This is a genomic window from Brevibacterium litoralis, from assembly GCF_040212315.1.
GTDB classification, from domain to species: Bacteria; Actinomycetota; Actinomycetes; order Actinomycetales; family Brevibacteriaceae; genus Brevibacterium; species Brevibacterium litoralis.
Genome location: NZ_JBDIUY010000001.1, coordinates 32,546 through 55,339, shown reverse-complemented (window position 1 = coordinate 55,339; position 22,794 = coordinate 32,546). Strand labels below are relative to the sequence as shown.

Sequence of the window (22,794 nt, the reverse complement as noted above, 5' to 3'; positions counted from 1 at the left end):
TCAGTTCCCCGCCCGCCCGGCGGTCGCCCGGGTCGTCGGTTCGGAACCCTGTTCGGGGGAGCCCTGGTCCGGCGCCTGCCCGTCGTTCCCGCCGGAACCCGATCCCGGGGTGGGCGTGGTGACGCCCCCGGTGGGCTCACCGGTCGGCGGGTCGGTGGGGGAGGGGTCCGCCTCGGCGGCGGCGTTCGACTCGGCCTCCGTGCGCAGGGTCTCCGTGACGGCCAGGGCCTCCTCCCGGGTGAGCGAGGCGATCCCGTCCTCCACCCGGGTGCGGCTGAACTCCCCGAGGTCGGCGACGGCGATGTCGGTGCGCAGCTCCTCCTCGGAGAGGTCGACGGGGCCCAGGTCCTGCGGGATCCCGCGGTAGACGACGACGATCCCGTCCTCGGCGGCCACGTAGTACTGACTGCGGACCGCGTTCCACCCGAAGGCCGCGGCGAGCACGACGGCGAGGACGACCGCGAGAGTGACGAGGAGTGCGACGAGTCCGCGCCGGCGGCGGGGCCGGTCCGCCGCGGGGTCGTCCGGGTGGTCGGGGTCCTCCGGGGCCACGTCCTCGGCGGCCGAAGTGCCGGTCGTTCCGGCGGCGTCGCCGGTCCCGGGCTCGTCCGTCGGGGTGTCGGCACCCGGGTAGCCGGGTGCCATGGCCCCGGCGCCTGCGGGCACCTCACGCGTGGGGACCTCGAGGGTCGGTGCGTCGGTCCCGGCGGTCGAGTCCTGTCCGGGTTCGACGGCGGGTTCGCCGAGGAGGTCGATCGCGGGCATTTCGGTGGTGTCCGTGAGGTCCTCGGGGACGACGGCCTGGGGGCCGGTCTCGATGAGCTCGGTCGGCGTCGACTCGACGAGCCCGAGCTGGGCGAACTGGGGGTTGATCGCGACCGAGCCGACGGCGGAGCCCAGGGACGCGGCGTCGGTGACGGCCCGGTCGTCCTCGGGCGCCTCGACGACGTCGCCGATGACGACGGTGACGTTGTCCGCACCGCCCCCGGCCAGTGCCAGGTCGACGAGGTGGTCCGCGCAGGCCCCGAGGTCGGGGATGGTCTTCAGGGCGTCCTCGATGTCCTCGATCGCCGCGAAGCCGGTGAGGCCGTCGGAGCACAGCATCCAGCGGTCGCCGGGACGGGCCTCGCGGAAGGACAGGTCGAGTTCCGGGGCGGCACCGACGTCCCCGAGTACCCGCATGACGACGGAACGCTGGGGGTGGGTGTCGGCCTCCTCCGGGGTGATCCGGCCCTCGTCGACGAGGAGCTGGACGAAGGTGTGGTCGTGGGTGACGAGGGTGAGCTCGTCGTCGCGCAGCAGGTAGGCACGGGAGTCACCGATGTGGGCGAGACCGAAACGGTCGCCGTCCCGCAGGAGAGCGGTGACGGTCGTTCCCATGCCGGCGAGCTCCGGCATGTCGTGGACGGTGTCGATGATCCGGTCGTTCGCCGCGAGGATCGTGGACCGCAGTGTGTCGAGCGCGTCCGGGTTCGACCCGGTGTCGCCAAGGGCCTGCATCCGCGCGACGGTGATGGCCGAGGCGACGTCACCACCGGCGTGCCCACCCATGCCGTCGGCGATGAGGAGGAAGTTGGGGCCCGCGAACCCGGAGTCCTGGTTGTTCTTGCGGTGGAGTCCGGTGTGCGAGCGCGCCGCGGTCCGCAGGACGTGTGTGGGTGCAGTGCTCACGCGGCAAGCTCCAGTGTGGTGTGTCCGATGGTGAAGGGTCGGCCGGGTCCCAGCGGCACCGGTGCGGTCACCCGTGCCCCGTCCAGGTGGGTGCCGTTCGTGGAGCCGAGGTCCTCGAGCACCCAGCCGGACCCCTGCGGGACCAGACGGGCGTGACGACCCGAGGTGTAGTCGTCGTCGATGACCAGGTCGTTCGACCCCGAACGTCCGAAGGTGACGGGCACGGACCCGAGGGCCAGGACGGTACCGGTGAGCGGTCCACCGGTGACGACGAGGCGCGAGGCGTGGGTCGGCACGGGCCCGGAGGCCGGGGGACCGGCCCCGGCGGGGGCACCGGGCGGCGCGGGGTGGTGCGGAGGGGAGGACTCCTCGGCGGCGGGGGGCCCGGCGGGGTACTGCGCCTCTGTGCCGGTACCGTCCGCGGCCCGTGCGGCGCCTCGGCGGCGGGGGGCGTAGATGTCCTTGCGCACCACGCGGGCGACGAGGAGGACGAAGAGCCACAGCAGGGCGAAGAGCGCGAACCGCAGCAACATGACGGTGAACTCGCTCATCGGCCTCCCGTTTCGTCGATCCGGAACGTCACCGGGGTGTCGCCGACCAGCAGCTCGACCCCGTCCGTGAGGGCCACCGTGTCGATCCGGTGGCCGTCGAGGAGGGTGCCGTTCGTGGAGTCCATGTCCTGGGCGGTCGCGTGCCCGCCCTCGACCGTCACCCGGAAGTGGGCGCGGGAGGCGCCGGGGTCGTCGACGACGACGTCCGCGCTCTGGGAGGAGCGGCCGAAGACGGTCGTGCCCTCGGGCAGCAGGTGGTCGGTGTCGTGGACGTGCGCGAGGAAGGTGCGCTGCGCGGTGCGCCGGGGGCGGGAGGCCGCGGGAGCGGAGGAAGTCGGCCCGGGGTCCTGGGAGTCGGTGTCGACCGTGACCTGCGGGGCGGGCGGGATGTGGTCGCTCGGGAGGTCCGCGTTGTGGCCCGGGGTGGACTGGGCCTGGTGGGCGTAGACCTCGGGGACGATCGGATGGGCCCGCGACACCGGGTCGTAGCCGCCGCGGCTGGCCGGTTGCGCGGCCGGGGTGCCGTCGGAGCGTCTGGTCGAGGCGCGGACCCGGTACATGCCGGTGTCCAGGTCGTCGGCCTCCTCGAAGGTGACCGTCACGGGGCCGACGAAGGTGTACCCCTGGCTCACCGCGTGGTCACCGGCGACCTGGCGGAGGTCCGCGAGCAGATCCGTGGCGATCGGTTCCAGGCGGTCGTAGTCCGCCGCGGACAGTTCGAACACGTAGGAGTTGGCGGTGAGGGTGCGGCCGCGGGAGACGACGGCGGCACGGTCGTCGGCCTCCTTGCGCAGGGCCCCCGCGAGTTCCACGGGTTCCACCTGGGAACGGAAGGCCTTGGCGAAGGCTCCGTTCACCACGCGTTCGATGCCTTTCTCGAACCGGTCGAGCACGCCCATGTGCGGATGCCTCCTTCCTTCGGTCTGGGTCCTCCGGTGGTGCGGTGACGGAGACGGGCGCCGGAGGACGGGAGGATCGGCTGGTGAGATCGGTCCTCCGGTCACGTGGCGCACGCTGCGTCAGCACACCATGCTAACCATGCGGTGGGCCGTTCGTTCGTCGGGAACACTCAGAGGGGCCGGGGAATCTGCCACGCGGGGTGCTGCCCGATCGCTGGTGTCGGGTGATGTGCTTGGGTGTGAAGTGAATCTCAAAGGGGTCGAGTGGGGCGGTTTCGATTTGTGCGACTCCCCGCGGGCTGCGTATATTTGTTGTCACCGCTTGCGCAAGTGGCGGAATAGGTAGACGCGCTGGCTTCAGGTGCCAGTGATGGCAACATCGTGGGGGTTCAAGTCCCCCCTTGCGCACCGAATGATCCGGGCCGGAACCCCAGAGGGTTCCGGCCCGGATCTTCTTCGTCACCCCTGGCGTCACCCGTGTGGTGGCGTCGCCCGGGTCGTGGTGCGGCCCGGGGTGACCGTCCCCGGGCTCGTCGCGGGGGTATCGTGCGAACCGGAGTCCGTACGAATACCGTAGGTTTACGATTTCTCTGGTAATCCGTCACCGATGTGACTTGAATCATCACGACACCACGCTAAGTTCGTGCGAGGTGCCGGAGTCGGGGCGAGTCCCCGACCGTAAAGCGACCTCGCACCGCGGTGACTCACATGGATCCCGCACGAACCCCGGACGTCCTCGCAAGCGGGGGCATCGACCAGACCATCGACTCGTGGGTGGCGCCGATCGCCGATCTCATGTCGGCGATCGTCTTCTACGCCGTGCCCCTGCCCGGCGGTGCCGAACTGCCGATCGTCATCGTGTGGCTGATGCTCGGTGGCCTGTTCCTCACGGTCTACCTGCGCTTCCAGCCGCTCACGGGGCTCCGGCACTCCATCCGCGTCATCCGCGGGACCTTCTCCCGGAAGACCGACCCCGGACAGGTGACGAGTTTCCAGGCGCTCGCGACCGAGCTCTCGGGCACCGTGGGACTGGGCAACATCGCCGGTGTCGCGGTGGCGATCACGATCGGTGGCCCCGGTGCCGCCCTGTGGATCGTGATCTTCGGGTTCCTGGCGATGAGCATGAAGATGGCCGAGGCGACCCTCGGGTCCAAGTACCGGATCGTCGACGAGAACGGGAAGACCTCCGGCGGTCCCATGTACTACCTGCGCACGGGTCTGGCCGAGATCGGCCGTCCGCGTCTGGGCAAGTTCCTCGCCGTGTTCTACGCGCTCGTCACCATGGTCGGCGTGTTCGGCGCCGGCAACATGTTCCAGTCCAACCAGGCCGCCGCCCTGCTCGCCGCCGCCACCGGTGGTGAGGAGTCCTGGCTCGACGGCAAGGGCTGGGTGGTCGGTGTCGTCATGGCCGCCGTCGCCGCCCTCGTGATCCTCGGCGGGATCACCCGGATCGCCGAGTGGACCTCGGCCATCACGCCCGCCATGGGCATCCTCTACGTCGGATCCGTCCTCGTGGTCCTCGCCGTGAACGCCACCGAGATCCCCCGCGCGATCGGGCTCATCTTCACCGGCGCCTTCACCGGTGAGGGCGTGGCCGGCGGCATCGTCGGTGTCGCGGTCGTCGGCATCCAGCGCGCCCTGTTCTCCAACGGTGGTGGCCTGGGTACGGCGGGCATGGCCCATTCGGCCTCGAAGACCTCCGACCCCGCGACCGAGGGTTTCACCGCTCTGTGGGAGCCGCTCGTCGACTCCATCATCATCTGCAGCATGACGGCGCTCGCCATCACGACGACGGGCCTGTTCGCCGCCGATGCCGGGGACGGCAGCACCGCCGAGGGTGTCGCGCTCACCAGCCAGGCCTTCGGCACGGTCGTCGGGTGGTTCCCGATCCTGCTCACCGTCTGCGTCGTGCTCTTCGCCTTCTCGACCGTGCTGTCCTACGCCTACTACGGCCAGCAGTCGATCCTCTACCTCACGAAGAACAGCAAGGTGGGTCTGCAGATCTTCAACGTCTGCTGGATCCTCGCGATCATCGTCGGTGCCGCCGCGTCCCTCGACTCGGTGCTCGCCTTCTCCGACGCGATGTTCTTCCTCATGACGGTGCCGAACCTGATCGGCATGTACTTCCTGTCGCGGATCGTCCGCTACGAGATCCTCAAGCACCGCACCCGTGCCCTGGCCGACGCGCTGGAGGAGGTCCCCGAGGACCTCCAGGTGGGTCTGCGCGACCACCACCCGACCCGCGAGCAGGTGACGGCCGAGCGCAAGCGCGTGAGCGCGCTCAAGACCGAGCGCCGCGCCATCAAGCGCGAGTTCCGCAAGGCCCAGAAGGCACGCGGCGTCGACGTCGAGGTCCCGACGGCCTGAGGGCGGATACGGGGGCGCCACCGGCGAACTCGCACGCTCGAAGTACCAACCCCACGTACTCCTTCGCTCCTCGGCCTTGGTGGCACCCCCGTCTCCACCCTCAGGCAAGCCGAGGGTGGAGACGTCACGGGGTGTCAGACGAGACCCAGGCGTTCGAAGGCGTGTGCGACGCCGTCCGCGTCCACGGGGTCGGTGACGAGGTCGGCCGCCTCCTTCGCCTCGGGTGTGCCGTTTCCCATCGCGACACCGGTGCCCACGTAGCGGAGCATCTGCAGGTCGTTGTTGTTGTCGCCGATCGCGACCGCCCGCTCGACCGGGACGCCGAGGTCGGCGAGGACGGCGCGGACACCCGCGGACTTGTCGACACCGGCCAGGGACACCTCGCCGCCGCGGGTGCCCAGGCCCGGCAGGGTGCCGGTGATGACCTCGAAGTCCGGGCCGAGGCCCGCGACCACCCGGTCGTAGGCGTCGTCCCGGGTGCCGGTGAACACGGCCTTCGAGACCGGCGTGTCCGGCAGGACCCCGGGGTCGAGCGGACGCACGGTGTCACCGAAGGCCAGCGACTGTGCATCCGCCCGCCCCAGTGCCGTGTACCGCCGCGCCATCTCCTCCTGGTGGGCCGGGGTCGGGTGGGTGAAGTCCGGGCCCTGGAGGTTGTACATGAGGTCCGCCGCGACGAACACGTCGACCATCTCCCGGAGTTGTGGCCGGGTCATCGCTCGCGCGAACACCGTGCGCGCGCCCACCCGGGCGTAGGCCCCGGCCCCGGTGACCGCTCCGTCGAAGCCGAGCGCCGCGAGCTCCGGGAAGATCTCGCGGGGCACCCGGCCGGTCGCGAGGAACACCCGGTGCCCGGAGGCCCGGGCGTGGCGGATCGCCCGGGTGGTCGAGGCGGGGATGTTCCCGTCCTCGTCGAGGATCGTGCCGTCGACGTCGAGGAACACGACACGGTGGTCGGCGGAAGCGGCGGCGGCAGGTGTCATGGATGGCCTTCCGGGTGGGGTGCGGGGGTCGGGCGGCCGAGGAGTCAGAGGACCCGGGGGGCCAGAGCCCGCGGACGAATCAGAGGGCGTCGAGGGTGGCGATGAACTCGTCGGCCATGTCGAGCTTGCGGGCCAGCTGGGCGCGGCGTTCGTGTGCCTCGGTGCGCAGGGCGGCGAGATGGGCACGTGAGGCCTCCGTCGGTTCGCCCTCGGCCAGCGCCAGGAGTTCGCCCATCTGTTCGAGGGTGAAGCCCAGGGGCTTCATGCGACGGACGAGGAGGATCCTCTCGACGTCGGACTCGGTGTATAGGCGGAAGCCGCCCTCGGACCGTGCTGAGGGGGAGACGAGTCCGACCTCGTCCCAGTGTCGCAGGGTCCGCAGGGACAGGCCGGTGCGCTCGGCGACGGTGCCGATCTGCACGGTGTCGACCGGCACGCCGTCGGTGCGGGCGGCGTCCTTCCGCGCGGTATCGGCCGCCGGTGCGGGGTCCTCGGTCCGGGTGGTCATGGCGTCCGATTCTGCCACATGCCCTTTGAACCCTTCCCTTACGTGAGGGTAGGGTGGGCGCTCGTGACCGACACCCCCTCCTCGCGCACGTCCACCGGATCACCCGAGGCAGACACCTCCTGGTCCGTCCGCTCCGCACTCCGGTCCCCGCGCCGCCTCACCATCGAGGCGCTCGCCGGGCTCATCACCGCGCTCGCTCTCATCCCCGAGTCGATCGCCTTCACCGTGGTGCTCGGTGTCGACCCCCGGGTCGGCCTGTTCACCTCGGTGATCCTCGCGATGGTCATCGCCTTCGTCGGTGGGCGGCCCGCGATGGCCTCCGGAGCCGCGGGGTCCGTCGCGCTCGTCGCCGCTCCCATGGTGAAGGCGCAGGGGGAGCAGGGTCTCGACTACCTGGTGCTCGCGGTCTGGTGCATGGCCGTCATCCAGATCCTCATGGGTGTCCTGGGAATCACCAAGCTCATGCGGTTCATCCCGCGGTCCGTGATGGTCGGGTTCGTCAACGCTCTCGCGATCCTCATCGCCTGGTCGCAGATCGAGCATCTGATCCACGTCCCGTGGGCCGTCTACCCGCTCGTCGTGCTCGGCGCCGCCGTCGTCGTGCTCCTGCCGCGGATCACGAAGGTGGTGCCCGGTCCTCTCGTCGCCGTCGTCCTGCTCACCTGCATCACCGTGCTCGCCGGGATCACCGTGCCCACCGTCGGTGACCAGGGGGAGCTGCCGGAATCACTGCCGACCCTGTTCCTGCCCGACGTCCCGTTGGACATGGAGACCCTCCGGATCGTCCTGCCGGTCGCCTTCGCGATGGCCCTCGTCGGGATGATGGAGTCGCTCATGACGGCCAAGCTCGTCGACGACCTCACGGACACCCACTCCGACAAGACGCGCGAGGCCTGGGGTCTGGGCGCTTCGAACCTCGTCGTCGCGCTGTTCGGCGGCATGGGCGGCTGCGCGATGATCGCCCAGACGATCGTGAACGTGAAGGAGGGTGGGGGCCGGACCCGGATCTCGACCTTCCTCACCGGGTTCTTCATCCTCGTCCTGTGCCTGGCGCTCGGACCGATCGTCGGTCTCATCCCGATGGCGGCGCTCGTCGCGGTCCTCGGCGTCGCCGCCGTCACCACCTTCGACTGGCACTCCGTGCGACCGTCGACCCTGCGGCGTCTTCCCGCCTCCGAGACCGCGGTCATGGTCGTCACCGTCGTCGTCACCGTCGCCACGGACAACCTGGCCTACGGCGTCCTCGCCGGCGTCGCGCTCGCCGGCATCCTGTTCGTCAACCGGGTCGCCCACCTCACCTCCGTCGAACGGGTGGCGGACACCGACGCCCGCGGCCGAGGCGCCCGGACCTACCGGGTCACCGGCCAGTTGCTCTTCGCCTCCTCGAACGATCTGACCAACCAGTTCGACTACGCAGGTGACGCCGCCGAGGTCTCCGAGGTCGTCATCGACCTCTCGCAGGCGCACGTGTGGGACGCCTCGACCGTCGCTGCACTCGACGCGATCGAGACGAAGTACGCCCAGCACGGCATCACCGTACGGATCGAGGGGCTCAACGAGGATTCCGCCCACCGTCATGGCAGGCTCACCGGCGAGTTGGGGTGATCCGTCCCGCCCGAGTGCAGTGGGTCCGGCACTCCCGATCGCACTCGATCCCGCTGTATTCCTTTTTCTATGTGAGGACGTAGAAAAAGGAATACAGCGGGATCGAGTGCATTCACTGCCGGCGGGCCGCCTCGGGGGCGGGTTCCGGGCGCAGACCGATCCCGACGAAGGCGGCCGGGAGCGCGGTGAGCTGCGGGAATGTCCTCAGCAGACGGACGAGCGCACGCGGTGCCACGGGCCCGGAGCCGGAGGCCAGGGCCCGCACGATCCCCGCCTGGATCCCCTGTTGGACCCTCTGCACGGCGCGGGCGGGCCAGGCACGGCGGGACGGGACGGCGGCGAGGTGACGGTCGCTGATGGATCCGGTCCGCAGGGGCTCGGCGAGGATCCGGGCGGCGGCCACCGAAGTCCTGGACCGCGAGGTTCACACCGAACCCGCCGGCCGGTGACATCGCGTGTGCCGCGTCGCCGAGGAAGTCGCGGAGGAAGTCGCCGAGTTTCTCGAGGACGAGGACGTCGACCCCGGAGCAGACCGGTGATGATCCCGGCCGGGCCGCCGCCGGCGATGACGCAGGTGACCTCGGTGGGAATGGCGTCGGAGACCATGACACGAGTGTGCGCGTTCTCGGCCCTTCTTCCCGCCTCTACGTGTGTATTCGTCTGTGGACAGAATCCCGGATATCCCGCAGATTCACGCGGATCACGTTGTCCACAGGGCTGTGGAAATGTGGATGAACGGTGGATGTTCGTGAATATACACATGTCTTTCCACAGACATAGAGAAATCGATAGAGAACGATCGGGCACTGGTTCAGCGGAGGTCGAGTTCCTCGACGATCCGCGCCACGGACTCCCGGGCCGCAGGTGGAAGACCGCGGATCGGGGCGGGAAGGGAATCCGGGCGGACGAGGCCCAACTCCTCGGCGATCGCAGCGGTCGGTCGCAGGCTGCCGTGGGTGTGGAAGAGCTCCCACAGCGGCGACAGCCGGGAGTGCAGATGGTGTGCGGACGCGGCAGGCGCCTCGGCGGCGGAACGCAAGTCCGTCGCCGCCCGGGTGAGGTCGAGGCACGGCCCCGGGAGGACCCCGGCGAGGACGGAGAACCAGAGGTCCGCGCCGGCGAGGAGCGCCGTCGTCGCGGCCGGGTCGCCGGAGATCCCGACGGCCGTACCCGGCGCCACGGACTCCCGCACCGCGAGGAGCTGCCGAGCGCTGGTGTCGACGTCCCCGGGCGTCACGCGGGTCGGCGGGATCTTCACGCCTGCGACATGGGGCAGGGAAGTGATCGACCCGTACAGCTCCGGGGAGTAGGTCACGTGGGTGGTGCCGGGGTTGTCGTAGAGGATGACCGGTACGTCGACGACGGCGCTCACTCGTTCGAACACGGAGTGGACCTCGTCCGCGTCGAGTGCCTGGTAGGTGGGTACGGCGACGAGGAGTCCCGCAGCGCCCGCGTCCTGTGCGTCGGTGGCCAGATCGAGGACCTGCCGTGTCGACAGGGCGCCGACGCCGACGACGACCGGTGTGTCGCCGGCGGCGTCGATCGCGGTCCGGGTGAGCCGGGTGCGTTCGTCCCGGGAGAGGTACATGTACGAGCCGGTGGAGCCGAGGACGCCGATGGAATCGACGCCCGACGTGGCGGCACGGGAGGTCAGCCGTGCGAGGGCGTCGAGGTCAGGTGCTTCGTCGACGAACGGCGTGAGGGTAAAGGCACTGAGACCGGTGAACGGTGACGGGGAGGATGGGCCCATGGAATCAGTGTGGCAGGAGGGTCGACGGCCGCGCGTCAGGGGTGAAGGATGGGGGCAGGTCCTTGCCGGTGGTCACCACCGGTGACGTCGACGAGTGCAGGAGGCGCCATGACGGACACGACGACCGGGCACGAGAACCCGCACCCCGACCAGGATCCCCGGGACTTCTGGGAGGACATGTACTCCTCCCGCGGTGCGGTGTGGTCGGGGAAGGTCAACGCGGTCCTGGAGGACGTGGTCGGCGACCTGTACTCCGGCAACGCCCTGGACCTCGGGTGCGGTGAGGGCGGTGACGTCCTGTGGCTCGCACGGCGCGGGTGGAAGGCCGTGGGGATCGACATCTCGACGGTCGCGGTCGACCGCGCGCGGCTGGCCGCGATGGAGGCCGGGGTCTCGCCCGACCGGGCGGAGTTCGTCGCCGGGGACCTGGACGGGTGGGAGGACCCGCGGACCTTCGACCTCGTGACCGCCTCGTTCCTCCAGTCACCGGTGGCGCTCGCCCGGGCCGAGATCCTGCGGGCAGGTGCCCGGCGGGTGGCCCCGGGCGGACATCTGCTCGTCGTCGCACACGCGGAACTCCCGCCCTGGAGCGCGCACGCCCACGATCACGAGGACGAGCGTGACCACGCGGACGAGCACGACCACGCGGGTCACGGGCACGGGGAGGAGCCGGCGACGCAGTTGCCGACACCCGAGTCGGAACGGGAGGACCTGGCGCTCGACGAGACGGAGTGGACGACGGTCATCGCGGAACTGCGTGACCGCACGGCCACCGGGCCCGACGGACAGCAGGCGACCCTCCGGGACTCCGTCGTCCTCGTCCGCCGCGCCGACGAGGAGTGACCCCGGTCGTTCTCAGTAGGTGAGCGGGCGGGAGGAGATCTGCCAGGTGACGCCCCACCGGTCCTGGACCCAGGCGAAGCGGGGGCTGAACCCGTACTCGTCGCTCGGCGGCATGAGTTCCGCACCACCGTCGCCGAGGGCCGAGGCGATCCGGTCGACCTCGACGGATTCCGCCACCTCGACGAACAGGGACACCGAGGGTGTGAACCCGAAGGCGTGCTGTACGGAGCTGTCGCTGCAGTAGATGGTCTGGTCGGCGATCCGGAACGCGGCGAACAGGACCTTGCCCGCCACGTCGTTCATCTGCATGTCCATGCCGGCGGCTTTCGCCTGTTCCATGGCCTCGACCTGTTCGGGCGGCAGTTCGTCCGGGTGGCGCGTGAGCGACAGGATCTCCCCGCCGAACACCTCGACGTAGTGGTGCATCGCTGCTTCTGCATCGCCCTCGAACATGAGGAACGTGCGTGCTGTCGTCGTCATGGGCCGAGTCTGCCACGCAGGGCGGCCGGGCTCGAGGGGTCCGCGGTGTCGATCCCCGCAGGATCAACTTCTGCGGGATCCGCCGTGCCGTCCACCGGACCCGGGCCATCCGCCGTGCCTCCGACCGCCGAGGGCACGAGCTTCAACCCGATCACCGCCCCGACGATGCCGGCGAGGAACAGGGCCTTGAGGGGTGAGAGCGATTCCGTGCCGGTGGCGACCGCCCACAGGACGGTGAGTGCCGCGCCGATCCCCGTCCACACCGCGTAGGCGGTGCCGACCGGGATCGACCGCATCGCCCACCCCAGCCCGACCATGCTCGCCACGAGTCCGAGCGCGAAGACGAGGGTGGGGCCGGGGCGGGTGAAGGTCTCCGAAGCGCCGAGCGCGGTCGCCCAGACGGCCTCCAGCACTCCGCTGATCACGAGGACGAGCCAGGGCACTCAGCTCACCACCTTGAGGCCGATGACGCTGCCGACGAGCAGCACGATCAGCCCGATCCGCACGAGCGAGGCACGTTCCTGCCCCGTCACGACCGCCCACAGGACGGTGAGTGCCGCGCCGATGCCCACCCACACCGCGTAGGCCGTGCCCGTCGGGATCGTCCGCATGGCCCACGCGAGGCCGGCCATCGACGTGCACATGGCGAGGACGAAGACGACCGAGGGCAGCACCTTCCGGAATCCCCGGGAAGCGGCCAGGGCCGAGGCCCACACGGCCTCCAGGGTGCCCGATGCGATGAGGATGAACCACGCCATCACCCCAGTCTGCCCTCCGCGCGTTGCGGGTGCGTTGCGGGGGAGCACACCGCTCCCGAGGTGCCCTGAGCTTCCCCTGTGAAGTGCAGGGCGCCTCGGCGGCGGGATCAGGCGGACCGGAGTTCGGTCACCTCGGCGGGGCGGGGCTCCGGCACGCCGGTGCCGTCGCCTGCGCAGAAGCCCAGGCGTTCGATGTCCTCGGAGACGGACTCGCGGGCGAGGTCGAGGAAGGTGTCGGCGAGTTTGTCCTGCAGGTCGGTGTCGGGGATCCGTTCGGCGACGACGAGGTGGATGTGGCGGACGGGGACGGGGTCGACGATCGGCAGGACGCGGACGCCGCGGGGGACGTGGACGATTCCCAGGCGCGGGAGGATCGAGACGCCCATGCCGCGGTCCACCATCTCGAGGGCGGTCTGGTAGTCGTAGGCGCCGAACCGGAAACGCGGGGTGACGCCGACGGCGGCGCACACGGCGTACAGGCGGTCGGCGCAGGGGCCGCCGCCGGCCTCGTTGTCGACCCAGGCGAAGGGCGTGAGGTCCTGGATACGGACGGACTCCTCGGCGGCGAGCGGGTTGTTCTCCGGCATCGCGACGACGTACGGGTCGGCGAGGAGGTGGGTGGAGCGCCAGCCCTCGGGCACGACCAGGTGCTCGGAGTCGGCGACGACGACCTGGACCTCGGTGCCCTGGAGTTCGAAGTCGCCGCGGCCGGCGGCCATGACGACGCTCACCGAGAGTTCGGGGCGGAACCACTCGAGGTACGCGAGGACGTCGGGGATCCAGCGGACCCCCGTGGACCCGAAGTAGCTGATGGCCAGCGTGTCCCGGCGGCCGTTGACCAGGTCGTCCGCCTTCTCCTCGAGTTCGGCGACGGCGTCGAGGACGGATTCGACGTGGGGGAGGAGGTCCTGGGCGGCCTCGGTCGCCTGGAGGCTGCGGCCCACGCGGCTGAACAGCTGCAGACCGGTGTTCTTCTCCAGGGACTTGAGCTGCTGACTCACCGCGGAGGGGGTGAAGCCGAGGGCGTCGGCGGCACCCCGGACGGACCCCGTCGAGGCGATCGAACGGAAGGCACGCAACTGCGTCAGGTCGGTCATGAGGATCACTGTAAAGGAAATCTGATCAGTTGTGCATTTCTGTGAGGGTGTGCTGAACGGCTTTGCGGAGTGGCGGTGTGGAGTCCAGGGCGGGGAATCGCTGTGTGAACCTGCTCACATGGTGTTCCGTATCGTGGGAGAAGGCGCGTCGAAGGGGGTGTTCTCGAGAGATCCAGGTCATCGAATCGGGCTGGAATAGCTGTGCATCGTGACGTGTTGCACTGTCCATGGAGGCTGTTAAGTCAGCGTGCACGATTGTGCACTTCCGTGTGATGGAACTTCATGGCCTCGAGCGATCATGATGGATATCGCAACGGCCGGTCAGAACGGGCCGCTGTCCGCACGGCGCCAACCGCGCACGGCGACCACCGAACACCATCGAAAGGAGCTCGTGATGAGCACCCTCGCAGCCATCGTTTCCCTCGCCCTCATCGTCGCCGCCATCGCCGCCGGGTACTACGCCATCGGCCGGTTCGTCGTCGACACCCAGCACAACAACACCGAGCTCAAGACCGGTGCCCGTGGCGTCCTGTCCGTCATGGCCCGCGGCTTCAACTCGCTGGCCGTCGCCCCGCGCGTCTGAGGTCGTCCGCGACCTCACGGGCGCCGTCGCGCCGCACCACGTCCGCCCCTGCCGGAATGATCCGGCAGGGGCGGACGTGTATTCACCTCGGAGACGATGTCCGATATATCGGACACTTTGCGGCCCGGGACACTTCCGTTCCTCATCGTAGGATCCGCACACTCGGGGAAAAGAACCGTGGCCCGGACCACTCCGGGTGCCGCACGTCCCGTGAGGAGTCCCCATGAGCATGCCCGTCCCGTCCGACGACCCGGGCACCCGTACCGTCGACGCGTCCGCCGGATTCACCCGTCACGACCCCACCCGTGAGATCCGCGCACCCCGCGGCACGGGCATCACCGCGAAGTCCTGGCAGACCGAGGCCGCCAAGCGGATGCTCATGAACAACCTCGATCCGGAGGTCGCCGAGCGCCCCGAGGACCTCGTCGTCTACGGCGGTACCGGCCGCGCGGCCCGCTCCTGGGAGGCCTACGACGCGATCGTGCGCACCCTCGACGACCTGGAGTCCGACGAGACCCTGCTCGTCCAGTCCGGCAAGCCCGTCGGTGTGCTCCGCACCCACGAATGGGCTCCGCGCGTGCTCATCGCCAACTCGAACCTCGTCGGTGACTGGGCGAACTGGGAGCACTTCCGCCACCTCGAGGCCGAGGGCCTCATGATGTACGGACAGATGACCGCCGGGTCCTGGATCTACATCGCCACACAGGGCATCCTCCAGGGCACCTACGAGACCTTCGCCGCCGTTGCGCGCAAGCGGTTCGACGGGACGCTCGCCGGCACGCTCACCGTCACCGGCGGCTGCGGCGGCATGGGCGGCGCGCAGCCCCTGGCCGTCACCCTCAACGGCGGAGCCTGCCTCATCATCGACGTCGACCGCACCCGCTTGGAGCGACGCAGGGCCAAGCGGTACCTCGACGAGGTCGAGACGGACCTCGACACCGCCCTGGAGAAGGTCCTCGCCGCGAAGAAGGCGCGGCAGCCCCTGTCCGTGGGTCTCGTCGGGAACGCCGCCGAGGTGCTCCCCCTCCTCCTCGACCGTCCCGAGGCCGCGGAGGTCGACGTCGTCACCGACCAGACCTCCGCGCACGACCCGCTCTCCTACCTGCCTGTCGGCGTGGGCCTCGACGACTGGGAGTCCGAGGCCGCAGAGGTCGACGTCGTCACCGACCAGACCTCCGCGCACGACCCGCTCTCCTACCTGCCTGTCGGCGTGGGCCTCGACGACTGGGAGTCCGAGGCCGCCGAGGACGCCGAGAAGTTCACGCTCCGGGCACAGGAGTCCATGGCCCGTCACGTCGCGGCGATGGTCGGGTTCCAGGACCGCGGCGCCGAGGTGTTCGACTACGGCAACTCGATCCGCGACGAGGCCCGGACCGCCGGCTACGACCGTGCCTTCGACTTCCCGGGCTTCGTGCCGGCCTACATCCGTCCGCTCTTCTGCGAGGGCATGGGACCGTTCCGCTGGGTGGCCCTGTCCGGTGATCCGCAGGACATCGCGGTGACCGACACGGCCCTCAAGGAACTCTTCCCGGAGAAGGAGTCCCTGCACCGGTGGCTCGACGCCGCCGCGGAGTACGTCGAGTTCGAGGGCCTGCCGGCCCGCATCTGCTGGCTCGGCTACCGCGAACGCGAGCAGGCCGGTCTCCTGTTCAACCGCCTCGTCGCCGAGGGGAAGGTGTCCGCCCCGATCGTCATCGGCCGTGATCACCTGGACTCCGGCTCCGTCGCGAGCCCCTACCGCGAGACCGAGGGCATGGCCGACGGGTCCGACGCCGTGGCCGACTGGCCGCTGCTCAACGCCCTGGTGAACACCTCCTCGGGTGCCACCTGGGTGTCCCTCCACCACGGTGGTGGTGTGGGCATGGGCCGCTCCATCCACGCCGGTCAGGTGTCGGTGGCCGACGGCACCGAGCTCGCCGCGCAGAAACTGCAGCGCCTGCTCACCAACGATCCCGGCATGGGCGTCCTCCGCCACGTCGACGCGGGCTACGACCGCGCCCACGAGGTGGCCTCCGGGCGGGGCATCCGCGTGCCGATGGACGCCGGCCTCGACCACCGGCCGGCCGCGGACACCGCTGCCGCCCCCGCCGTCCCCGACACCGTCCCGGAGGGATGAGACGTGCGCACCCTCGTCACCGGTATCGGTGAACTCGTCACGAACGACCCGCAGGCCCCCGATCTCCTCGGGCTCGTCGAGGACGCGGCCCTGCTCGTCGAGGACGGTCGGGTCGTGTGGGCCGGGGCCCGCGCGGACCTCCCCGCCGCCGAGGCGCCCGCCACCACGGTGCTCGACGTCGCCGGCCGTGCCGTGATGCCCGGTTTCGTCGACAGCCACAACCACCTGGTCTTCGCCGGGGACCGATCGGAGGAGTTCGCCGCCCGGATGGCCGGTGAGGCCTACTCCGCCGGCGGCATCCGCACGACGGTCACCGCGACCCGGGAGGCCACGGAGGAACGACTGGAGGACAACCTCGCGCGCCTGGTCCGCCAGGCCCTGCACTCGGGCACGACGACGACGGAGATCAAGACCGGTTACGGGCTCACCACCGCCGACGAGGTACGTGCCCTCGACATCATCGGCCGGTACACCGACGAGGCGACCCTGCTCGCCGCCCACGTCGTGCCCCCGGAGTACGCCGACGACCCCGAGGCGTACGTGGACCTCGTCGTCGACGAGATCGTCCCGGCCGCTGCCGGGAAGGCCCGCTGGATCGACGTGTTCTGCGAGGAGGGTGCCTTCACGGAGGACCAGACGGCGCGGATCCTCGACGCCGGGGCCGCCCACGGCATGCGCCCGCGACTGCACGCCAACCAGCTGAGCGCCTCGGGAGCGCTGCAACTGGCGGCCCGGCACGGGTGCGCGAGTGCGGACCACGCGACCTTCGCCTCGGACGCCGACCTGGAGGCCCTCGCCGCGGCGGGCACCGTCGTCACGCTCCTTCCCGGCGTTGAGTTCTCCACCCGACAGCCGTACCCGGACGCCCGTCGCTACCTGGCCGCCGGTGTGACGCTCGCGCTCGCCAGCGACTGCAACCCCGGGTCGTGCTTCACGAGTTCGCTGCCCTTCTGCATCGCCGTGGCCGTCCGCGACATGCACTTCACCGTCGACCAGGCGGTGTGGGCGGCGACCGCCGGCGGTGCCGCGGCCCTGCAGAGGACCGATGTCGGTCGGTTGACGCCCGGCGCCCGGGCGGACTTCCTCGTGCTCGACGCGCCCTCCCACCGGTACCTGGCCTACCGGCCGGGTGTCCCGCAGGTCGCCGAGGTGTACCGCGCCGGTGAACGCGTGGCCACCAATCCGGCGCCCTACACGTCTCCCCTCTGACACCCTGCCGGCACCGATGCCGGCATCCCACGACCGAAAGGACCTCCCACATGACCGAGCCCCGCGCCACCGGCGCCCTCGACGTCGTCGACCTGGACCCGGAGACGCTCACCTTCCGTGAGGTCGTCGCCGTCGCCCGGTACGACGCCCCGGTGCGGATCCCGCCGGCCGTCCTCGACGCGGTGGCCGCGGGCCGTGCGGCGGTCGACGCGCTCGCCGCCGCCGACCGTCCCGTCTACGGGGTCTCGACCGGGTTCGGCGCGCTGGCCCAGCGTCACATCGAACCGGACCTGCGCACCGCACTGCAGAAGTCGCTCATCCGCTCGCACGCCGCGGGCATGGGCACGGAGGTCGAACGCGAGGTCGTCCGCGCCCTCATGCTCCTGCGTGCCCGTACGCTCGCCACGGGCCGCACCGGTGTCCGCCCGGAGACCCTGCAGGTCTACGTCGGCATGCTCGACGCGGGCATCACCCCGGTCGTCCACGAGTACGGTTCGCTCGGCTGCTCCGGCGACCTCGCACCGCTGTCGGCCTGTGCACTCGCCGCGATGGGGGAGGGCCCGGTGCGGGACGCCTCGGGTGCGCTCACCACCGCCGCCGAGGCGCTCGCCGCGGCGGGTCTCGAACCGCTCGTCCTCGCCGAGAAGGAAGGACTGGCCCTCGTCAACGGGACCGACGGCATGCTCGGGATGCTCGTCATGGCCCTGTACGACCTGGAGAACCTGCTGTCGACGGCGGACCTCACCGCGGCGATGAGCGTGGAGTCGCAGTTGGGCACCGACCGGGTGTTCGCCCCGGATCTCCACGCGCCCCTGCGGCCCCATCCCGGCCAGGAGTCGAGTGCCGCGAACACCTTCGCCGCGCTCGCCGACTCCCCGGTCGTCGCCGGGCACAAGGACTCGACCCACCTCGTCCAGGACGCGTACTCCCTGCGCTGCGCCCCGCAGGTCACGGGATCGGCCCGGGACACGCTCGCCTTCGCCGCGACCACGGCGGCCCGCGAGCTACGCGCGGCCATCGACAACCCCGTGGTCCTACCGGACGGCTCGGTGTCCTCGAACGGCAACTTCCACGGTGCCCCGCTCGCCCATGCCCTCGACTTCCTCGCGATCGTCGCCGCCGACGTCGCGAACATCGCCGAGCGTCGGACCGACCGCTTCATGGACGTCGCCCGCAACCAGGGTCTGCCGCCCTTCCTCGCCGACGACGCGGGTGTCGATTCCGGGCTCATGATCGCCCACTACACACAGGCGGCGATGGTCTCCGAGATGAAGCGGCGTGCCACCCCGGCGAGTGTCGACTCGATCCCCTCCTCGGCGATGCAGGAGGACCACGTGTCGATGGGCTGGTCCGCCGCCCGCAAGCTGCGCGCCTCGGTCGCCGATCTCGGCCGGGTCCTCGCCGTCGAGATGTACGCCGCCGCCCGTGCCGCCGACCTCCGCACTGCCGAGGACCCACATGCCGTCCCCGGTCCCGTCACCGGGGCCGTCGTCGCCGGACTGCGGGAACGCGTGGCCGGTCCCGGCCCCGACCGGTTCCTGTCCCCGGAGCTGGAAACGGTCACCGATTACGTGACCTCGGGTGCGGCGATGGCCGCCGCCGAGGCGGTCGCGACCTTCCGACACACGCTCACCGACACCGACGGTCGGGTCCTCGACGGGCGCGCGCCCGCGGGGAACGGTGCGGGCGCCTCGGCGGCGGGGGACGTGCGGGCATGAGCACGCACTGGTTCCGCCGGGCGTGGACCGGTGAGCGGGTCGCGGACGGCGTCCGGATCGAGGTCGATGCGAGCGGCACGATCACGGCGTCGGAGTCGGGAGTACGGGATCCGCAGGACGACTGGACGGTGCACGACGGTCTGGCGTTGCCCGGTGCCGTCAACGCGCATTCGCACGCCTTCCACCGCCTGTTGCGCGGCCGCACCCACGGCGACGGCGGGACGTTCTGGACCTGGCGGAGCGTCATGTACCGGGCGGCCGCCCAGCTCGACCCGGAGATCTACCGGGCCGTGGCGACCGCGGTCTACGCGGAGATGGTCACCGCCGGGTACACGGCCGTCGGCGAGTTCCACTACGTCCACCACCGCCCCGACGGCACGCCGTACCCCGACCACGCGATGGAACGCGCACTGGCACAGGCGGCCGTCGACGCGGGGATCCGTCTCGTGCTCCTCGACACGGCCTATCTCACCGGTGGGATCGGGGCGGACGGGCCGCAGCCGCCGGGGGAGGAGCAGCAGCGCTTCACCGACGGGGACATCGAGTCCTACCTGGAGCGACACACGGCGCTGCGGCAGGTGCTCGCCGGTGTCTCCGACCGGGTGACGGTGGGGGCGGCGATCCATTCGGTCCGGGCGGTCCCCGAGGCCGCGATCGCCCGGTTCGCGTCCCTCGACGGTCCCGTCCACGTGCACCTGTCCGAACAGCCGGCGGAGAACGCCGCCTGCCGTGAGGCCTACGGGGTCACCCCGACGGGCCTGCTGGAGCGCACCGGGGTGCTCCCGACGCTGGGTCCACGGTTGTCGGCGGTCCACGCCACCCACCTCACCGAGGCCGACGTCGCGGCGCTGGGAGGGGCGGGCGCCTCGGTCGTCATGTGTCCGACGACGGAGGCCGATCTGGCCGACGGGATCGGCCCGGCCCGGGCGCTCGCCGATGCGGGTGCCTCCGTGGCGCTCGGTTCCGACCAGCACGTCGTCCTCGACCCACTGCTGGAGGTGCGCGGCCTGGAGGCCGGGGAACGTCTGGGCAGCGGGGAACGCGGCCGGTTCGCGCCCGGGGACCTCGTCGCCGCGCTCACGACCGGCGGATCCCGTTCGCTCGGGTTGCCCGCGGGCCTGGTTCCCGGGGGTCCGCTCGACGTGGTCGTCGTCGACGACGCGAGTGTCCGTACGATCGGGAGCGTGGACGAACAACTGGTGCTCGCTGCGACCGCGCAGGACGCCCGCGAGGTGCTCGTGGCCGGTCGGGTCGTGGCCCGCGACGGTGCGCACACCGCGCTCGGAGACGTGGCCGCGCTGTACCGGACGGCTTACTCCCTCCTGGATCTGTGAGGTCCTGAGGTGCCCGAGGTCCCCGCTCTGCGCAGGTCCGTCGCGATCCTGCGGCACCTGGCCGCCGGCAATCGGCCGGTGAGTGCCGGTGCGCTCGTCCGCTCCCTCGGATTCCCGCGGTCGAGCGTGTACGAACTCCTGTCGGTGCTCGACGAACTCGGACTCGTGACGAAGGTCGACCAGGGATACGTGCTCGGGGCCGGCGTGAGCGAGCTCGGAAGTGCCTACGTGCGGAGCAACCCCTTGCAACGACTGGCGCAGACGAGCGTCCGGAGGTTGGCCGACGAGACCGGTGGGACCGCGCAACTGGCGGTGTTGCGCGGTTGGGAGACCGTCTACGTCCTCAAGGAGCAGGCCGCGAACTCGATCGCTCTCATCACCGCGACGGGCGTGCGGATGCCCACCTATCTCACCGCGACCGGACGGGCGATCATGTCGGCGATGTCGCGCCGGGAGGTCGTCGCGCTGTTGTCGAACGAGGCGCGGCTGTCCGGTTCCGAGGGGTTTGTGAGCCGCACGGGTACCGGTCCGCGGTCCCTGGCCGAACTGCACGCCCTGTTGACCCGGACCCGGACCGAGGGTCACGCACTCGAACACGGGGAGATCACCCCGCGTGTGTGGACGGTCGCCGCGCCGGTGTTCGACGTCCTGGACCGTCCGGTCGCCGCCGTCGGGGTGTCGCTCGGCGAGGGTGCCGAGGAGTCCGACGAGGAACGGGCCCACCGGCAACAGGAGGTCGCCGAACGCGTCCGGTCGACGGCCCGGGAGGTCACCGAACGCCTGCGGTAGGGGTTCCCTCAGTCAACCGCCCCGATATCTTTCACGACCCTCGGTATGTCGCGACATACCGAGGGTCGTGAAAGATATCGGGGCGGAGTCGAGCACTGCCGGGGCGGCTCCGGACTCAGCCGGTGGGGTGCCGCGGTGCGGGCGGCAGGTGGATCAGCCCAGCCGGAAGGGGGTGGGTTCTCCGAGGGACAGCATGAGCCGGTTGGCCCAGTTGAAGAAGGCCGCACCGTTGATCACGTCGATGATCTCCCCGTCGCTCAGCCCGGCCGCACGGAGGCGCTCCACGTGGTCGGGGCCGAACGTCTCGGGCGTCGCGGTCACCGCGACGGCCGCCGCCGCGACGGCGTTCCACCGCTCGGATCCCAGGTCCGCCCCGACACCCTCGGCGAGTAACCGTTCGATGTCCTCCGTGCGTCCCTCCGATTCCTGGTCCGCCCGCCGCGAATGGATCGAGGCGCAGTACAGGCAGCCGTTGAGCCGACTGGCGACGGTGGCCGCGAGCTCCCGTTCGGCACTCGGCAGGCCGTCGCTGAAGTTGAAGAAGATGTCGAGATCCGTAAGGGTCCGCGCCTCCAGTGCATCGGGGTCGCGCGCGAGGAGCCGGAAGTAGGCGCTCTTCGTCCGTTCGGGCTTCACCAGCGACTCGACCTGGCGCTCTGTGAGCTCCTCCTCGGTCGGGGGCGCGATCCACGGGACCCAGTCGAGCCCGCCCTGCCGGAACACCTGCGGCCGGTCGAGGTCGGGGTATTCGAGGACACGCACCGGCCCCGCCGGGATCTCCTCCCGCGGGTCATCGGCCGGGTCACTGTCACCGCCCGCACCGACGGTGCCACCACCGGACACCCCCGCTGCCGAGGCGCCCGCCCCGCCTGCATCACCCGCGCCACCCCCGGCCCGGTCGTCCCCACCGGGGTTCTCCCCGAGCACCCGGAGCGCACCGGCCAACCGGATCTGGAAGTTGAGGAAGGACACGAGCTGTCCGAGCGAGACGATCCCGTCCTCGTCCCAGCCGGCGTCGAAGAGCGGCTGCAGTCGCCCGGGTGCCGCGTCCCGCGGGTGGAGCACGAGCATGTGCGTGTACTCCAGGGCCGTGACGAGCCGGGTACCGAGGACCCGTGCCGCGGTACCCGGGACCCGGTACTCCTGCCCGGCCACGGACTCACCGGCCAGGGGAGCGGGCGCATAGGCGCCGTACGGTCCGGTGCGCTGCGCGGCGGCGACTGCGCCGGAGAGCGCCTCGATGACGGAATCGTCCTCGTATTCGTCGGAGAGTAGATCCCCGTAGAAAGTCGAAGCGGACTCATCGGAGAGCAATCCGGCCACGAAGGTCGCGACCGCGTACCGCTGCCCGTGCGTGAAGTCCCCGGGTGCGGCCGGCTCCAACAGCGCGACGAAACTCCTCTGCGCGTTCTCCTTCGCCTGGGCACGGTGGCCACGCCACTCCTCCAGGGGAGACCCGGGGGCGATCTCGGCCAGGACGTCGATGATGTCCGCGTCGGGGACCGTCCGTTCGTCGAGTGTGGTCATGGGGTC

Annotated in this window: 21 protein-coding genes and 1 tRNA gene; 10 read left to right on the top strand and 12 right to left on the bottom strand. The window is 70.8% G+C overall.

The annotated features are described in order from the left end of the window. From AAD496_RS00245 to AAD496_RS00235, 3 genes are read right to left on the bottom strand one after another with little or no spacing between them, the layout of a single operon-like run. Complete coding sequence (locus tag AAD496_RS00245) at nt 1-1,671, bottom strand: PP2C family protein-serine/threonine phosphatase (RefSeq protein ID WP_349826612.1); 1,671 nt, start codon at nt 1,669-1,671, stop codon at nt 1-3. Next, entirely contained in the window at nt 1,668-2,222 is a 555-nt protein-coding gene (locus tag AAD496_RS00240) for an FHA domain-containing protein FhaB/FipA (protein WP_349826611.1), read from the bottom strand. The genes AAD496_RS00245 and AAD496_RS00240 overlap by 4 nt, the downstream gene beginning before the upstream one ends. Beyond that, nucleotides 2,219-3,121, bottom strand: a complete 903-nt coding sequence (locus AAD496_RS00235; protein ID WP_349826610.1) for an FHA domain-containing protein — start codon at nt 3,119-3,121, stop codon at nt 2,219-2,221. The genes AAD496_RS00240 and AAD496_RS00235 overlap by 4 nt, the downstream gene beginning before the upstream one ends. 324 nt (nt 3,122-3,445) lie before the next feature. On the opposite strand from AAD496_RS00235, the gene AAD496_RS00230 reads away from it, so the two are divergent. Together AAD496_RS00230 and AAD496_RS00225 are read left to right on the top strand one after the other, a co-directional pair. Further along, nucleotides 3,446-3,529: transfer RNA gene (locus AAD496_RS00230), tRNA-Leu, on the top strand. 300 nt (nt 3,530-3,829) lie between these two features. Beyond that, nucleotides 3,830-5,488: an alanine/glycine:cation symporter family protein gene (locus tag AAD496_RS00225; RefSeq protein ID WP_349826609.1), complete on the top strand. Its 1,659-nt coding sequence runs from the start codon at nt 3,830-3,832 to the stop codon at nt 5,486-5,488. Between the two features lie 134 nt (nt 5,489-5,622). Here AAD496_RS00225 and AAD496_RS00220 read toward each other — a convergent pair whose 3' ends face one another. Then, entirely contained in the window at nt 5,623-6,471 is an 849-nt protein-coding gene (locus AAD496_RS00220) for an HAD hydrolase family protein (RefSeq protein ID WP_349826608.1), read from the bottom strand. 79 nt (nt 6,472-6,550) lie between these two features. After that, nucleotides 6,551-6,979 (bottom strand): helix-turn-helix domain-containing protein, encoded by a 429-nt coding sequence (locus AAD496_RS00215; protein ID WP_349826607.1) that lies wholly within the window; start codon nt 6,977-6,979, stop codon nt 6,551-6,553. A gap of 63 nt (nt 6,980-7,042) precedes the next feature. Here AAD496_RS00215 and AAD496_RS00210 point away from each other — a divergent pair, with 63 nt between their 5' ends. Then, nucleotides 7,043-8,584 (top strand): SulP family inorganic anion transporter, encoded by a 1,542-nt coding sequence (locus tag AAD496_RS00210; RefSeq protein ID WP_349826606.1) that lies wholly within the window; start codon nt 7,043-7,045, stop codon nt 8,582-8,584. 112 nt (nt 8,585-8,696) lie between these two features. Here AAD496_RS00210 and AAD496_RS00205 read toward each other — a convergent pair whose 3' ends face one another. Beyond that, nucleotides 8,697-8,987: a hypothetical protein gene (locus AAD496_RS00205; protein ID WP_349826619.1), complete on the bottom strand. Its 291-nt coding sequence runs from the start codon at nt 8,985-8,987 to the stop codon at nt 8,697-8,699. A 408-nt stretch (nt 8,988-9,395) separates the two neighbouring features. Beyond that, nucleotides 9,396-10,334, bottom strand: coding sequence for a dihydrodipicolinate synthase family protein (locus tag AAD496_RS00200; RefSeq protein WP_349826605.1), 939 nt, complete (start codon nt 10,332-10,334; stop codon nt 9,396-9,398). A gap of 108 nt (nt 10,335-10,442) precedes the next feature. Here AAD496_RS00200 and AAD496_RS00195 point away from each other — a divergent pair, with 108 nt between their 5' ends. Further along, complete coding sequence (locus AAD496_RS00195) at nt 10,443-11,177, top strand: class I SAM-dependent methyltransferase (RefSeq protein WP_349826604.1); 735 nt, start codon at nt 10,443-10,445, stop codon at nt 11,175-11,177. 12 nt (nt 11,178-11,189) lie between these two features. On the opposite strand, the gene AAD496_RS00190 is transcribed toward AAD496_RS00195, so the two are convergent. From AAD496_RS00190 to AAD496_RS00175, 4 genes are all read right to left on the bottom strand, one after another. Next, nucleotides 11,190-11,657, bottom strand: a complete 468-nt coding sequence (locus AAD496_RS00190) for a VOC family protein (protein WP_349826603.1) — start codon at nt 11,655-11,657, stop codon at nt 11,190-11,192. After that, entirely contained in the window at nt 11,654-12,100 is a 447-nt protein-coding gene (locus AAD496_RS00185; protein ID WP_349826602.1) for a DMT family transporter, read from the bottom strand. The genes AAD496_RS00190 and AAD496_RS00185 overlap by 4 nt, the downstream gene beginning before the upstream one ends. Then, a complete protein-coding gene (locus AAD496_RS00180; RefSeq protein WP_349826600.1) occupies nt 12,101-12,415 on the bottom strand; it encodes a DMT family transporter in 315 nt (104 codons plus the stop codon). 107 nt (nt 12,416-12,522) lie between these two features. After that, on the bottom strand, nt 12,523-13,512 hold the full coding sequence (locus tag AAD496_RS00175) for a LysR family transcriptional regulator (protein ID WP_349826599.1): 990 nt from the start codon (nt 13,510-13,512) through the stop codon (nt 12,523-12,525). Nucleotides 13,513-13,906: 394 nt separating this feature from the next. On the opposite strand from AAD496_RS00175, the gene AAD496_RS00170 reads away from it, so the two are divergent. The 6 genes from AAD496_RS00170 (at nt 13,907) to AAD496_RS00145 (ending at nt 21,261) form a co-directional block, all read left to right on the top strand. Then, nucleotides 13,907-14,095: a hypothetical protein gene (locus AAD496_RS00170; RefSeq protein WP_349826598.1), complete on the top strand. Its 189-nt coding sequence runs from the start codon at nt 13,907-13,909 to the stop codon at nt 14,093-14,095. 223 nt (nt 14,096-14,318) lie between these two features. Then, nucleotides 14,319-16,211, top strand: a complete 1,893-nt coding sequence (gene hutU / locus AAD496_RS00165) for a urocanate hydratase (RefSeq protein WP_349826597.1) — start codon at nt 14,319-14,321, stop codon at nt 16,209-16,211. Between the two features lie 3 nt (nt 16,212-16,214). After that, complete coding sequence (gene hutI, locus AAD496_RS00160; RefSeq protein WP_349826596.1) at nt 16,215-17,420, top strand: imidazolonepropionase; 1,206 nt, start codon at nt 16,215-16,217, stop codon at nt 17,418-17,420. A gap of 50 nt (nt 17,421-17,470) precedes the next feature. Further along, nucleotides 17,471-19,138, top strand: coding sequence for a histidine ammonia-lyase (hutH, locus tag AAD496_RS00155; protein WP_349826595.1), 1,668 nt, complete (start codon nt 17,471-17,473; stop codon nt 19,136-19,138). Beyond that, nucleotides 19,135-20,472: a formimidoylglutamate deiminase gene (locus AAD496_RS00150; RefSeq protein WP_349826594.1), complete on the top strand. Its 1,338-nt coding sequence runs from the start codon at nt 19,135-19,137 to the stop codon at nt 20,470-20,472. Before hutH ends, AAD496_RS00150 begins: the two co-directional genes overlap by 4 nt. Before the next feature lie 9 nt (nt 20,473-20,481). Beyond that, nucleotides 20,482-21,261, top strand: coding sequence for an IclR family transcriptional regulator (locus AAD496_RS00145; protein ID WP_349826593.1), 780 nt, complete (start codon nt 20,482-20,484; stop codon nt 21,259-21,261). A gap of 153 nt (nt 21,262-21,414) precedes the next feature. Here AAD496_RS00145 and AAD496_RS00140 read toward each other — a convergent pair whose 3' ends face one another. Continuing rightward, the gene (locus AAD496_RS00140; RefSeq protein WP_349826592.1) at nt 21,415-22,788 is read right to left on the bottom strand and encodes an alkylhydroperoxidase domain protein; all 1,374 of its coding nucleotides are present in this window, start codon (nt 22,786-22,788) and stop codon (nt 21,415-21,417) included. Between the last annotated feature and the right edge of the window lie 6 nt (nt 22,789-22,794).